Annotated in this window: 10 protein-coding genes and 5 tRNA genes; 10 read left to right on the forward strand and 5 right to left on the reverse strand. The window is 63.5% G+C overall.

Going from position 1 to position 13,843, the window contains the following annotated elements; translation table 11 throughout:
* Positions 1-95: 95 nt before the first annotated feature.
* Positions 96-362, reverse strand: coding sequence for a hypothetical protein (locus HA399_RS01450; RefSeq protein ID WP_197738697.1), 267 nt, complete (start codon positions 360-362; stop codon positions 96-98).
* A 269-nt stretch (positions 363-631) separates the two neighbouring features.
* Between HA399_RS01450 and HA399_RS01455 the strand changes: the two genes are divergently transcribed.
* Positions 632-3,130, forward strand: a complete 2,499-nt coding sequence (locus tag HA399_RS01455) for a fatty acid cis/trans isomerase (protein ID WP_404325796.1) — start codon at positions 632-634, stop codon at positions 3,128-3,130.
* 207 nt (positions 3,131-3,337) lie between these two features.
* Here HA399_RS01455 and fnr read toward each other — a convergent pair whose 3' ends face one another.
* The 4 genes from fnr to HA399_RS01475 form a co-directional block, all read right to left on the reverse strand.
* Entirely contained in the window at positions 3,338-4,087 is a 750-nt protein-coding gene (fnr, locus tag HA399_RS01460) for a fumarate/nitrate reduction transcriptional regulator Fnr (protein ID WP_043333190.1), read from the reverse strand.
* A 288-nt stretch (positions 4,088-4,375) separates the two neighbouring features.
* Positions 4,376-4,654 carry a hypothetical protein gene (locus HA399_RS01465; protein WP_192838652.1) on the reverse strand — a complete coding sequence of 93 codons (279 nt, stop codon included), beginning with the start codon at positions 4,652-4,654 and terminating at the stop codon, positions 4,376-4,378.
* 25 nt (positions 4,655-4,679) lie between these two features.
* On the reverse strand, positions 4,680-5,297 hold the full coding sequence (locus HA399_RS01470) for a cbb3-type cytochrome c oxidase subunit II (protein ID WP_404325797.1): 618 nt from the start codon (positions 5,295-5,297) through the stop codon (positions 4,680-4,682).
* Positions 5,294-6,784, reverse strand: a complete 1,491-nt coding sequence (locus HA399_RS01475) for a cbb3-type cytochrome c oxidase subunit I (protein WP_404325798.1) — start codon at positions 6,782-6,784, stop codon at positions 5,294-5,296. Before HA399_RS01475 ends, HA399_RS01470 begins: the two co-directional genes overlap by 4 nt.
* Positions 6,785-7,105: 321 nt before the next feature.
* Between HA399_RS01475 and HA399_RS01480 the strand changes: the two genes are divergently transcribed.
* From HA399_RS01480 to HA399_RS01520, 9 genes are all read left to right on the forward strand, one after another.
* Positions 7,106-7,972: an alpha/beta family hydrolase gene (locus HA399_RS01480; protein ID WP_404325799.1), complete on the forward strand. Its 867-nt coding sequence runs from the start codon at positions 7,106-7,108 to the stop codon at positions 7,970-7,972.
* 216 nt (positions 7,973-8,188) lie between these two features.
* Positions 8,189-8,264 (forward strand) — tRNA-Val (locus HA399_RS01485).
* Positions 8,265-8,342: 78 nt separating this feature from the next.
* A tRNA-Asp gene (locus HA399_RS01490) sits at positions 8,343-8,419 on the forward strand.
* A gap of 41 nt (positions 8,420-8,460) precedes the next feature.
* Positions 8,461-8,537 (forward strand) — tRNA-Asp (locus HA399_RS01495).
* A 49-nt stretch (positions 8,538-8,586) separates the two neighbouring features.
* A tRNA-Val gene (locus HA399_RS01500) sits at positions 8,587-8,663 on the forward strand.
* A gap of 4 nt (positions 8,664-8,667) precedes the next feature.
* A tRNA-Asp gene (locus HA399_RS01505) sits at positions 8,668-8,744 on the forward strand.
* A gap of 483 nt (positions 8,745-9,227) precedes the next feature.
* The gene (locus HA399_RS01510) at positions 9,228-11,255 is read left to right on the forward strand and encodes an FAD-dependent oxidoreductase (RefSeq protein WP_404325800.1); all 2,028 of its coding nucleotides are present in this window, start codon (positions 9,228-9,230) and stop codon (positions 11,253-11,255) included.
* Positions 11,256-11,458: 203 nt separating this feature from the next.
* Positions 11,459-12,532, forward strand: coding sequence for a 1-aminocyclopropane-1-carboxylate deaminase/D-cysteine desulfhydrase (locus tag HA399_RS01515; protein WP_404325801.1), 1,074 nt, complete (start codon positions 11,459-11,461; stop codon positions 12,530-12,532).
* A gap of 199 nt (positions 12,533-12,731) precedes the next feature.
* Positions 12,732-13,817 (forward strand): low specificity L-threonine aldolase, encoded by a 1,086-nt coding sequence (locus HA399_RS01520; protein WP_131431206.1) that lies wholly within the window; start codon positions 12,732-12,734, stop codon positions 13,815-13,817.
* Positions 13,818-13,843: the final 26 nt, after the last annotated feature.

Consider the following 13,843-nt stretch of genomic DNA (forward strand, 5'->3'; position numbering starts at 1 on the left):
AGCCAGAACCAGGAACGGGAGGACGGTGTGCCGTCCTCCCGTCGGGAATTCGCCAGAGGCGCCTGCCAGGGCAGACGCCTCTGCGTGCCTGAGGATCAGCCCTCGACGACAGTACCACCTTCGCCGACACAGGATTCAGCGCTGGCAGTGTAGGACCAGCCCTGGCCCTTGCAGGCGTTGTGGCCCTTGCAGGCGCTATTGGCGGTCGCGCATTCGGAGGTGCCCTTGCAGGAGTTGATGCCGGAGCACTTCACCGCATTGTCACCGGCGTGCACCGGCAGCGAGGTCAGGGCGGCAGTGGAGAACAGCGCGGCGGCAGCGGCGGCGAAGGTGGCAGCAGTAACGGTCTTCTTCATGGTCATGATGGCTTCCTATCGGGCAGGGCCCGTATTTTTTGAATTATCGATCAGGAACATCGTGGCACCCGCTTGCGTCAGACAGCTCGTTCAGGCGGGTCATGAAGTCATACGCCGTCAGAATAAAGTTGGATGCGGTAGCGCCAAAAAAAACTGACATCATTGTTCACTATGCTTGGAAAGGCAGTCTTGCCGAATTAGTGAGCCTGCTTATGGTACGCTTTCGCCATCATCTGCCCGATTGCCGATATCCCTTCCTCTTGCTGGAGTTCCCCATGCCGGACCTACTTCGACGCCTGTGGCGCATACCGCGCTGGCGCTGGAGCATCGTGCTCGTTCTACTGTTGGGGGGCTGCAGTGCCGTCGCGATTCATCAGCTCGATGAGCGTTTCGGCCCCGCGTCACCGCGTGAGCGGGTGGTGTCACACGACAGTCTTGCCGGGCGTCAGTGGGAGGATGAGGTCAAGCCGGTGATCGAGACGCGCTGCGTGGTCTGTCATGGCTGCTACGACGCTCCCTGTCAGCTCAAGATGTCATCGGCCGCCGGGATCGATCGCGGCATGAATCCGGCGCCGGTCTACGATGGCACGCGCCTGCTGGCGGCCAATCTGACGCGCATGTTCGAGGACGCGGACACCACCGAGCAGTGGCGCAGCATGGACTTCTCGCCGGTGCTCAATGAGCGCTTCGACTCTCCGGCCGCCAATCTGGAGGGCAGTGTGCTGTTCCGTGCGCTCAGCCAGAAGCGCAAGGCGCCGCTGCCGGTGACGGAAGATGGCCTGCTGCCGGAAGACCGCTTCGACCTGTCGCTCAATCGCAGTCAGGTGTGTGCCCCCGTCGAGGGCTACGACAAGTTCGCCGAAGACCATCCTGACTGGGGCATGCCCTACGCCCTGCCACAGGTCAGCGATGAAGAGCACCGCACGCTGGTGAACTGGCTGGCCAAGGGTGGCGCGATGACGGGCCCGGCGCCGTTGCCCCAGGCGCTGATGCCGCACATCGAGCAGGCCGAGCGCTTCTTCAATGGCGACAGCCTCAAGCAGCGCCTGATGAATCGCTATATCTACGAGCATCTCTTCCTGAGCCATGTGTATTTCCCGGGCATCAAGGGCGCGGACGGCCGGCCGATCTTCTTCAAGCTGGTGCGTTCCAGCACCCCGCCGGGCGAGCCGATCAAGCGCATCTCCACGCGCCGCCCCTACGATGCACCCTATGCCTCCTACACCGCCGGTGAGCGCGCGAGCCTGCCCCACGATGACGCCGGGCGCCCGCGGGTCTATTACCGTCTGTGGCAGGAGCGCGCGACGATCCTGGCCAAGAGTCATCTGCCCTATGCGCTCGATGATGCTCGCTTCAAGCGCTGGCGGGCGCTGTTCCTGACACCGGATTACCCGGTGGATGACCTGCCGGATTACGACCTCAAGACGGCCTCGAATCCTTTCCTGACCTTCGAGGCCATTCCGGCCGAGTCACGCTATCGCTTCATGCTGGATGAGTCGCAGAACACCATCATGGGCTTCATCAAGGGGCCGGTCTGTCGCGGGCAGGTCGCGGTGGATGTGATCAATGATCACTTCTGGGTCGGCTTCACTGACCCGAAGATGTTCAGTCACCCGGAAGTGGAACGCACCCTGGCCGAGGAAGGGAAGAATCTCAGCCTGCCCGCCGAGCAGAGCAGCAATGCGTTGCCGATCAGCTCCTGGGTCAAGTTCGAGAGCAAGCAGACCGCCTACCTCAAGGCCAAGCAGCGCCTGATGTCCCAGGCCTATCTCGATGGCGATCTGCGCCTGGATGAGCGAGTGCTGTGGGACGGCAGCGGCTGGACCGAGGGCCCCGGCCAGGGGCGTAACCCCAACGCGGCCCTGACCATCTATCGTCACTTCGACAATGCGGCGGTGATGAAGGGGCTGGTCGGTGGCGTGCCCAAGACGGGCTGGATCATCGATTACCCGATGCTTGAGCGCATCCACTACCTGCTGGTCGCCGGCTTCGATGTCTACGGCAATCTCGGCCATCAGCTTGTCACCCGTCTGTACATGGACTTCCTGCGCATGGAAGGCGAGAACAACCTGCTGGTGCTGTTGCCGGCAGGCGAGCGCCAGGCGGTGCATGACAGCTGGTATCGCGACGTCAGCCCCGGGCTTGGCGAGCTGCTGTTCAAGAAGCCGCCGCAGTTCGATGCGCCCAGTGGCATCGTCTGGACGCCGCAGGAGCTGTCATCGCCGAACCAGGCGCGCCTTGGTCTGATGCGGCGCATGAAGGAGCGCCTCGCACCGGAACTCGGTCATGAGCGCAGCCTGAGCAATGTCGAGGACGAGCATGTGCGACATGAGCTGCAGGCCCTCGCTGCGGTGCAGGGAGTCTCGGCCAGCCTGATGCCGGAGGTGACGATCGTCGCGCTGGAGGATGGTACTGACGACTCGCCACGCCTTTACAGCGTGCTGCGCAATTCCGCCCACGCCAACATCACCAGCCTGTTCGATGAGGAGGAAAATCGCCGTCCTGAGGAAGACACTCTCGATGTCTTGCGGGGCGTGGCGGGCGATTACCCGAATGCCTTCTGGCGTTTGACGCCTGACACCCTGACGGGGCTGGCAGAGCGGGTGGCGGCACTCGAGACCGAAGAGGACTATCGCGCCCTGCAGGCCGATATCGGGGTGCGCCGGACTGACCCGCGCTTCTGGGAGTTCTCCGACAGCGTGCTGCGCACCAACTATGCTGATCGCCCTGTCGAAGCGGGCCTGCTGGACTATAACCGCCTCGAGAACCGCTGATCGCCAGCGAAGGCCGAGACAAGCCCTATTGTCATGACTATCTGGGCTGTCAGGGTTGTCAGGACGACTGACGACTGGCCTGACAGAAAGAAGAAGCCCGCCACGCAAATTGCGTGGCGGGCTTCTGTCTTGTGTGGTGCCGACATGGCGCCCTGGCGGCGGATCAGCGCAGTGTCGCTCAGCGTGATGTGCTGTCAGCAGGCGTCATCAGCGACCGCCCTGACACTCGCCTTCGGCCAGTTCGATCAGGCCATCCAAATGCAGGATATGCACCTCGCGGGCACGAATGTCGACCAGCCCCTGGGTCTGGAAGCGGGTCAGGATACGGCTGATGGTTTCGACGGCCAGCCCCAGATAGTTGCCGATATCGGCGCGTGCCATCGAGAGGCGGAAGCTGTACGGCGAATAGCCACGGCGACGGAAGCGCTGTGACAGGTTGACCAGGAAGCTCGCCAGTCGCTCATCGGCTGTCTTGCGCGACAGCAGCATCATCATGCGGCGATCTTCGTGCAACTCCTTGCTCAGGCTCTTGAACAGCTGGGTTCTCAGCTCCGGCATCTGCTCCGAGAGCGCATTGAGGCGGTCGAAGGGAATCTCGCAGACGGTGGTGGTTTCCAGCGCCACCGCAGTGCCGGGATAGCAATTGCTGTCGATGGCATCCAGCCCGGCCAGCTCGCTGGGCAGGTAGAAGCCGGTCAGCTGCTCCATGCCGCTGTTTTCATTGGTGATCTGCTTGAGACTTCCGGAGCGCACCGTGAAGACGCAATCGAAGGCATCGCCCTGGGTGAAGAGTACTTCCCCTTTTCTGAGTGGCGCGCGACGGCGGATGATGGCGTCAAACTGGTCGATATCTTCCATGTTCAGTGCCAGTGGCAGGCACAGTGAACTCAGCGAACAGGTCTGGCAGCGGGCTTCATGGGCGCGCAAGCGGTGTGATGCCTGTGCATTGGCCGTCATGGTGACTCTCCTGAGGAATGTCACCGCTACCCCTGGGGTAGGGCAGCGGAGGGGTCTTTCGGGCGCAACGAAAGGTGGGGCGGGGCCTTGTCGCCCGCCGCTACCCTGCCTAGCCGAATTGATTCGAGCGGCCAGAGTCTGAGCGCTCATCGGCTGGGGCAGTGCAATTTCGTGGCACCATAATATTAGATTTTATTAATTCATTATCCTGCCCAACCCATGGGCGTTGCAAGGTGTGTGAACTTTAGGCCCGGTTGGCCCCGCATGACCATACCGCGACGACCTGCCTCAGCCAGCTGCGCCGAGCAGCAGGATCAGTGCGGCGGCCAGCGTCGCCAGTGCCAGTATGCCCCAGGCACGTGGCGCTGGTGTGTCAGGCTGACGTACGCCGTTGATGCGATGTTCCTGCATGGGGCCATCGCCTTCGCGCTCGTCGCTGTCAGCGCTTGCAGCGCGCGAAAGACTGCCCAGGGCCAGCATGGCGAACAGCACCAGGCTGCCCAGCGTGAGGGCCAGCACCCAGAGATTCCAGAACAGGGGGAGTCCAGTTGTCTCCAGCAGATTCATGTCGTGTCTCCTGAGCGGTGTCCTGTCATGGGCCGCGGCTGGCGATGTCGCTCGCGGGGGCGGCCTGCTGCAGGTAGGCGAGCAGCGCCGTGATTTCGGCAGTGCCACGCACGTCATTGGGGGCGGCGAGAATCTCGTCTTCCGCGTAGGGCACGCCCAGGCCCTGCAGGGCTCGCATGCGGGCCGCGATGCCTTCGCCGCTCAACGCCCGCTCGAACAGCCACGGGTAGGCGGGCATCGCTGAGCCCGGCACCTGACTGCGCGGGGCATTCAGATGCAGACGCTGCCAGGCATCGTCATGTTGCGCAGGCAGCCGGCTCAAATCCGTCCCCCAGCGCTCGACGCCCCACAGCGAAGGGCGGTCGTAGTAGCGCGCCCGGGCGGTCGTCGCTTCGCCGTGGCGCGCCGTGTCGCCCGGTAGATCGCGCACCATGCGTGTATGGCACTGCTGACAGCCCTCGCGTTGGTAGATGCGCTGGCCCTCCAGCGCCAGGGCGCTCAGCGGTCTGAGGTCTTCGGGTGCGCTGGCGAGACTGGGGTGAGCCCCGAGCGGCACCAGCTGGGCAAGGGCGCCGAGGCTCATGGTGAGCAGGCATAGTGCCGTCATCAGGCCGGCGTGACGTTCGAGCAGGACATGTCTCATGCGTAGTGCCCTCCCGAGGATGTGGCAGGGGGCGTGGTAGAGGGGGACGCAGAGTGCATGGCTGGCTCTGATGATGCCTTGTGCGAGCCGGAGCTCAGGCGCTGGCGCTCGTGAGCGGCTTGGCGTTCGCTCTTTTTATCAGCCAGGGTGCGCGTCACGTTGAGGAGCATCAGCAGCAAGCCGAGCGCCCAGCAGGCGAGCCCGCCCAGCGAGATCATCATCGGCATGCGGGCCACTTCCAGCACCTCGCTCAAGGTATATAGCGGCCTGCCGTCATCTGCCAGCACATGCCACATGCTGCCTTGAAGCAGCGTGGTCGCCCAGCTGGCGGCAACGCACAGCAGGGTGCCGATGATGGCCAGCAGGGCGTGCGTCTTGAGCAGCGCGAGGGAGCGCATCGGGGGCAGCAGGTGATAGGCCATCACGATGGCGACTGTCGCGACCACCCCCAGGCTTGCTGCCGGCGACAGACTGTTGGCGGCACTGAAGGTCAGGGCGTTGAGTGTCGGCAATGACAGCAGGCTGTATTCAAGAACCGCAAGGGCGAAGCTGATCAGAGCTGCCGCCAGCAGGCAGTTAAGCGGATCCCGGCGCAATGAGTGCCAATCCTCCTTGAGTGTCATCAGGCCATTGAGGCTGAGTGCCAGCCCCGGCGCCAGCAGCAGGAGGCCCATCGCCATGCCCAGCGTCTGGCTCCAGGCCGGCAGGGCGCTCGCGAACAGCAGCGGAGCGCCTCCCCATGTCACCAGCAGCACCAGCATCCAGAAGCTGGTGGCGGCCAGCCGATGCGAGTAGAGCGGCAGCCGTGAGCGGCTCGTCACCATGTGATGGAGCAAGGCAATGACGCCGAATGCGAACATGCCGCCGGGGAGAGGTCCTGTCTGCCAGCGCTGAATCAGTGCCTCGAGGCTGCCCGTGAAGAGCGGTATCGATTCCAGCAGGCCGACCGGCACGCTGAGCGAGATCAACACATGCTGTATCAACACCAGCATCAGGCCGGCGATGAAGTACCAGCAGGCCACCGGCAGGCGGCGCAGCGTGCGCTGTTCCAGCACCGTGAAGAAGACCCACGCCACGGCCAGCCAGACGAGGGCCATCAGGAGATCGACGAGCCAGGGCGCTTCGGCCATGTATTGGCCCGAGGAGTAGCCTGCGACAATCGCCAGTGCGCCGAGCGCGACCACGGTCTGCCAGCCGAGGAAGGTGAAATGCATCAGCTTGAGCGTGAAGGGGGGCAGTGCGATATCCGGTATCGCCGTCTCGGCGTCGGTGCGTGATTCGCGTTGCAGGACACTGTGCATGGCGATGGAGTAGCCGCCGGCGATCACTGCCGAGCCGCCCAGACCGAAGAGCAGCAGGTGGTGCTGCAAGGGAGCGAGGCGGCCGTAGCTCATCCAGGCCACTTCCGGCCCCAGCGAGGGCCATAGCCAGATGAGGTTGAGCCACACCGCCAGGCAGAGGCTGAGCAGGCCCCAGATGACGGCCATGCGAGCGAAATCATGGCTTGCGTGATGATGATGGTTCACGCGGGGATGGCAGGCCGAAGCCTCAAGAGCTGTACGCATATCACGACCTCGTCGGCAGTGGGCGAAAGCGCAGTGCAGGTGATGACGGTGCTGGAAGCGGCGCTGCGGGAGCGGCCAGGTCATCGACGCCCCTGTCAGGGCGGCAGGGCTGGCGCTGACCGATATCACGCGCGACCATGACCGACTGACAGGCCATCCCTCGCGCTGGAATGCAGCGTTTACCCCTCATCGGTTCCAGCGTTGTCTGGCGCGAGCCGTACGAGATCAACAGGAGAATTTCGCTTGCCCGCCGTCACTTCATCATCGGACGAAGATGCCAATGCGTCCAATACGGCTGAGGTTCCCAGCCCTTACGCCGAGGAAGGCTTTCGTGTCGCCAGCCTGGCCGATGTCGCCTCGGAGCTTGCTGCTCGCCAGACCATGTCCCACGACGCGCTGGCCGCGCGAGGGCCGTGGCGAGGCTGGTTGGCGGAACTGGGCCCGCTTGAGATCCATGGGCGGCCGGGGCGTGCCCTGCTGTTGCATGCGCATGGTGCCGGCGCCGGGCGTGAGACCGACTTCCATCAACAGTTCGGCGCTGCCTGCCTGATGCAGGACATGGCGTGGCTGGCATTCGATTTCGGCTATCTCGTCAGGATGCGCTGCGAAAGCCGCCGCCGACCGCCGCCCCGGCTGCCCGGGCTGATCGAGGAGATGGCGCGCTGGTGTCAGGCGCTGATGGCGTGTGTGGCGGCCATCGACTCCTTGCGATCGCTGCCCTGGCTGGTCGGCGGCAAGTCGATGGGCAGTCGTGTGGCCTCCCATCTGCTGGTGGAGTTGACCCGGGCGGCGCATGCGCCGTTGCCGGTCGGGTGGTACGCGCTGGGCTATCCGTTTCATCCCACGGGCAAGCCCGACAAGTTGCGTATCGACCATCTGCCGGATATCCCGATGGCCGGCTTGATCTGTCAGGGCAGCCGCGATCCCTTCGGAACTCGCGAGGAAGTGACGGAATATCCGTTGCCGGAAAGCCTTACATTGCTTTGGCTGAATGATGGCGAACATGATTTCAAGCCACGAAAAGCGAGTGGCGAGACGCGTGAAGGACTGATTTCGCGTGCGGCGCAGGCCTTGGCCAATCACCCGGCGCTGGGCGGAAAACGGCAGTGAATCGCCACCATGCGAGGGGCATTACCCTGGCCTTCGATGGCGACAGCGGCATGTCAGAATGATGACGCAACGCTGATGTTTACTGGCCTGCAGGCGAGATGCAGCGGGAAAGTCCTGTCTTATCAATACTCTGTCGCGGGCGATTGCTGAAATTGCGCGCAAAAAAAGTATTGACTCATGGGCCGGATTCCGTAGAATGCAGCGCCAACGAGACAGGGGTGGTTAGCTCAGTTGGTAGAGCACCAGCCTTACAAGCTGGGGGTCACTGGTTCGAACCCAGTACCACCCACCATTTGAAAAAAGTCATTGCTTTTCAAAGCGTTACTTGATTAAATGGCCTGGTTCGTTAGCAGAAGCAAGCGATTGTCGTGGACCGGTAGTTCAGTTGGTTAGAATGCCGGCCTGTCACGCCGGAGGTCGCGGGTTCGAGTCCCGTCCGGTCCGCCATTCTCGTTTGTCATGCGTCCGATGTTGAGTTGTTCTGAAGTGGACCGGTAGTTCAGTTGGTTAGAATGCCGGCCTGTCACGCCGGAGGTCGCGGGTTCGAGTCCCGTCCGGTCCGCCATCAGAATAGCGAGATATCACCGCTGCTTGCAGCAAAGATCGTTTGTGTTGGGTGATTAGCTCAGTTGGTTAGAGCACAAGCTTCACATGCTTGGGGTCACTGGTTCGAATCCAGTATCACCCACCAATGCGGACCGGTAGTTCAGTTGGTTAGAATGCCGGCCTGTCACGCCGGAGGTCGCGGGTTCGAGTCCCGTCCGGTCCGCCATTCGATCTCATAGAATTCGTGAAACCCGAGCTTTCGAGCTCGGGTTTTTGCGTTTCTGGCTGTCGGAAAGTCTTCTGTGCTGGCCCGGCCCGCTTGTCTCCCTGTCCTTGCCTCTTTCCTCTCTCTTTTCTCTTCTCTCTTCTCGACCTGGCCATGCTCCAGGCTTGTCGGCCTTCCCTGGGCACATCACGACATTTCGCTCTTTCCCGTTGATGGGTGTGTCCTGCGCGGTTGCTCACCTCTCTGATGTCATCACTGATGTCATCCGCAATGTGGCCTTTGGGAGTATTGAGCCCATGGCGCGATGCTCTACACTGGGATCACTCGTTTCATACGACCGTTTGCCATCTGTCATCAGTCGTTGATGTCCTGACAACCTGTTGCTGATGACCATGACTGAGTGAGTGTTGCTGATGAGAGTGGCGGCGGCGCGATATAACAATGATTGTCCGAGGTGCTCGAGACAGCCAAGGAGAGACCGCAATGACTGCCTATCCGAATATCTTCCGTCCGCTGACGTTGGGCCACATCACGCTCAAGAACCGTGTATTGATGGGCTCTATGCACACGGGGCTTGAGGAGACTCCCGATGGCTTCGCGCGCCTGGCGGCGTTCTATCGTGAGCGTGCGCGCCACGGGGTGGCGCTGATCGTCACGGGCGGTATCGCGCCGAATGCGGAAGGGGCTGTCATGCAGGGGGCCGCGAAGCTGACCACCCCGGAAGAGGCGGAGCACCATCGCGAGGTCACCGAGGCGGTGCACGCCGAGGATGGGCGCATCTGTCTGCAGATTCTGCATGCAGGGCGCTATGCCTACTCGCCGGATCAGGTCGCGCCCTCGGCGATTCAGGCGCCGATCAACCCCTTCACGCCACGCGCGCTGAGCACGTCAGAGGTCAAGGAGCAGATCGCCGACTACGTGCGCTGCGCCAGCCTGGCACGCGAGGCCGGCTATGACGGCGTCGAGGTGATGGGCTCGGAAGGCTATTTCATCAACCAGTTCATCTGTCGGCGCACCAATCAGCGCGAGGATGAGTATGGTGGCAGCTTCGAGAATCGCATCCGCCTGGCGGTGGAGATCGTCGCCGGCATTCGCGCCGCGCTGGGTGAGGACTTCCTGATCATCTATCGCCTCTCGATGCTGGACCTGGTCGATGAGGGTAGCACCTGGGAGGAAGTGGTCGCGCTCGGCAAGGCCATCGAGGCGGCGGGGGCGAGCCTGATCAATACCGGCATCGGCTGGCATGAGGCGCGTGTGCCGACCATCGTCACCAGCGTGCCGCGCGCTGTCTTCACCGGGCTGACCCAGCGCATGAAGCAGGAGCTCAGCCTGCCGCTGATCACCACCAATCGCATCAACATGCCCGAGGTTGCCGAGTCGGTGCTGTCCGACGGTCATGCCGACATGGTGTCGATGGCGCGACCGTTCCTGGCGGACCCGCAATGGGTCAGCAAGGCCAGGGCGGACGACGCTGCCATCATCAATACCTGCATCGCCTGCAATCAGGCGTGTCTCGATCATACCTTCCAGATGAAGCTGACCTCGTGCCTGGTCAATCCGCGCGCCTGTCATGAAACCGAGATGGTGATCGAGCCCGCGCGACATGAGCGCCGCGTGGCAGTGGTGGGCGCAGGGCCGGCGGGACTGTCTGCCGCCGTGACGGCGGCCGAGCGTGGTCACGAGGTGGTGCTGTTCGAGGCGCAGTCCGAGGTGGGTGGCCAGTTCAATTTCGCGCGGCGTATTCCCGGCAAGGAAGAGTTCGACGAGACACTGCGTTACTTCAACGAGAAGCTGGTGCGTTGTGGGGTCGAGGTGCGTCTCAATACTCGCGCCACCGCCGAGATGCTGGCGGAATTCGATGCCGTGATTCTGGCCTCGGGCGTGAAGGCGCGGACGCCGGATATCGAGGGTGTCGAAGCCGGTATCGAGCGGGGTCAGGTGCTCAGCTATGCCGAGGCGATCAGTGCGCCGGAGCGGGTCGGGCGTCGCGTGGCGTTGATCGGAGCTGGCGGGATCGGCTTCGATGTCGCGGAACTGATGACTCACGTCGAGCCGTCGCCCTCGCTGGATGGTGAGCTGTGGTGCGAGGAGTGGGGGGTGGATCTCTCGGTCAGCACGCCTGGCGGCCTCAAGGCACCCGTGGTGCCGCAGGCGCCTCGTGAGGTGTGGCTGCTGCAGCGCAAGACCTCCAAGCCCGGCAAGGGACTGGGCAAGACCACTGGCTGGGTGCATCGCGCGACCCTCAAGCAGCGTGGCGTCAAGATGGTCGCCGGCTGTGAGTATCGCTCGATCGACAGTGAAGGCCTGACCGTCAGCCTCAATGGCGAAGAGCAGCATCTGGCGCTGGACAGCATCGTGCTGTGCGCCGGGCAGGATTCGGTGCTGGAGCTCAAGGCGCCTCTTGAGGCGGCGGGGGTGGAGCTGCATATCATCGGGGGCGCCGACAAGGCGGCAGAGCTGGATGCCAAGCGCGCGATCGCGCAGGGCACCATGGCGGCCGCTGCCCTTTGAGTTGACCGCGATCACGCATGGGGATATTCAGCGTTGAGCTGAGCCTGACCACTGCCTAGACTGATGGAAGCCACCGCGGACGCCGTGCCTTTGCTGCATGTGCCTTCGTGGTGGCTTTGTCGTCTTCAGAGTTTGCCTCGGGCGCCGCGCCAGCGGCTCGATGCGCTCTGATCTTTGCCTTGCCGCCACGATGGGATCTGCTCATGTCACCGCACGCTGCCGCCTCACGCCATGCCACCGCTGAGGCTCTGATGCCGGACACCGAGGACAGTCCTTTGCCGCCACACAGGGAGGGTGCTCGGGCTTCATCATCGCTGGCCGCCTCCCCGCCGGTAGCCGAGACACTGGACAGCCTGCTGGATCTGTTCACGCCTCCAGCGGTCGAGCGCCTGGCGTGGCCACTGGCCGATGAGGCCGGTGTGATCGTCGAGTGCCTGCGCACCGACACGCTGGACAGCGAGATTTCCGGCAACAAGGCCTGGAAGTTGCGCCTGCCGCTGGCCAGGGCGTTGAGCGAGAAGCGGGGCATCATCAGCTGTGGGGGTGGTTGGTCGAACCATCTGCATGCGCTGGCGGCGGCGGGTGCCAGATTGGGCATCGAGACGCATGGCCTGGTGCGCGGGCATCCCGAAGCGCCGCTGACGCCCACGCTCGCCGATGCGCGCGACAATGGCATGCGCTTGAGTTTCGTCTCGCGAGCCGAGTACCGGCAGCGCGACCAGCCTGATTTTGCCAGGCGCCATGGTGAGGGAGTATGGATTCCCGAGGGTGGCGGTTGCGTGGAGGGCGTCGCCGGGCTGGCACCGTTGGCACAGGCGCTGGCCGAGCCGGTGCCGGGCGAATCTGCGCCGCAGCTGGTGCTGCTGGCCTGTGGCAGCGGCACGACGCTTGCCGGGGTGCTGAGTGCGCTGGGCGAGCGCGATGGGCTGCGGGTCATCGGGGTGCCGACCATGAATCATGGCGATCAGCTCTATCACCGTGTGCGTCGCCTGCTGGCGGAGAGTGGCGGCAGCCAGCAGAAGACGCCGGAGTGGGGCCTGTGGCTGGGGGCGCAGGCCGGCGGCTTTGCCAAGGCGCCTGACTGGTTGATCCAGTTCATTCAGCGCTTCGAGGCCGAGACCGGCGTTGCGGTGGAGCCGGTCTACACCGCCAAGCTGTTTGCGGCGCTGGCGCATCATCTTGCCAATGGTCTGATCGCACGCGGTACGCGCATTCGCGTGCTGCACAGCGGGGGCTTGCAGGGGCGGCGAGGTTATCCGGCGTTGCAGGCCATCTGAGGGTGCTGGCGAGGCGAGTGTCATCTGGCTCGTCCCCTCCTGTGAGGCGCCCTCCGGTGGCTTGCGTGCAGCCTTCACCTGCCACTGGCGGCGGCGTGCAGCGCTGTTATGATGGAGTTTCTGCAGCGGCTCCTGCCATCCGGGAGCCGTGTCTGTTTCACCGGACAGGGTGATCCCCTGTCCCGCTCTGGAAATCCCCATGACGACTGACGCCATTGCCCCGACCCCCGCTGCGACCTCTGCTGCCGATGAAGCGTGCACTTCACGCTTTCTGGCCAGTGACAACACGTCCGGTATCTGTCCCGAGGCGATGGCGTACATGATGCAGGCCAATCGTGATGACGATCTCGCCTACGGCAATGACCGCTGGACACAGCAGGTCACCGACAGCTTCCGTCAGCTGTTCGAGACCGAGTGCGAGGTGTTCTTCGTCTTCAATGGCACCGCCGCCAACTCCCTGTCGCTGGCCCACCTGTGCCAGTCCTATCACAGCGTCATCTGCCACGAACTGGCCCATATCGAGACCGATGAATGCGGCGGGCCGGAGTTCTTCTCCAACGGTTCCAAGTTGCTCAACGCGCCGGGCCCCGACGGCAAGCTGACGCCGGAAGGTATCGAGCAGCTGGTCACCAAGCGCAGCGATATCCACTATCCGCGTCCGCGCGTGATCTCCCTGACTCAGTGCACCGAGGTCGGCACCGTCTACAGCCTGGAAGAGCTGCAGGCGATTCGTGAAGTGGCGGACCGTCATGATCTGCAGATCCATATGGATGGCGCCCGTTTCGCCAATGCCTGCGCCGCGCTGAATGTCTCGCCGGCCGAGCTGACCTGGAAGGCGGGCGTGGACGTGCTGTGCTTCTCCGGCACCAAGAATGGTCTGGCCATGGGGGAGGCGGTGATCTTCTTCGATCGCAAGCTGGCACGCGATTTCGATTACCGCTGCAAGCAGGCCGGTCAGCTGGCCTCCAAGATGCGCTTCATCGCGGCGCCCTGGATGGGGCTGCTGGAAAATGATGTCTGGCTGAACAACGCCCGCCATGCAAACGGCATGGCACAGTATCTGGCCGAGCGTCTCGAGGCGCTGGAGGGCATCGAGCTGCTGTTCCCCAGCGAGGCCAACAGCGTGTTCGCCAGCTTCCCCGAGCATGTGCTGGCGGCACTGCGTGAGCGTGGCTGGACCTTCTATACCTTCATCGGTGCGGGTGGCGCGCGCTTCGTCTGCTCCTGGAATACCACCACCGAGTTGCTCGACGCCCTGCTCAAGGATATTCGCGACGTGCTGTGAGCCTCTTGATTCAGGCAGTCCCGAAG

It is taken from the genome of Cobetia sp. UIB-001 (assembly GCF_044789135.1).
GTDB classification, from domain to species: domain Bacteria; phylum Pseudomonadota; class Gammaproteobacteria; order Pseudomonadales; family Halomonadaceae; genus Cobetia; species Cobetia amphilecti.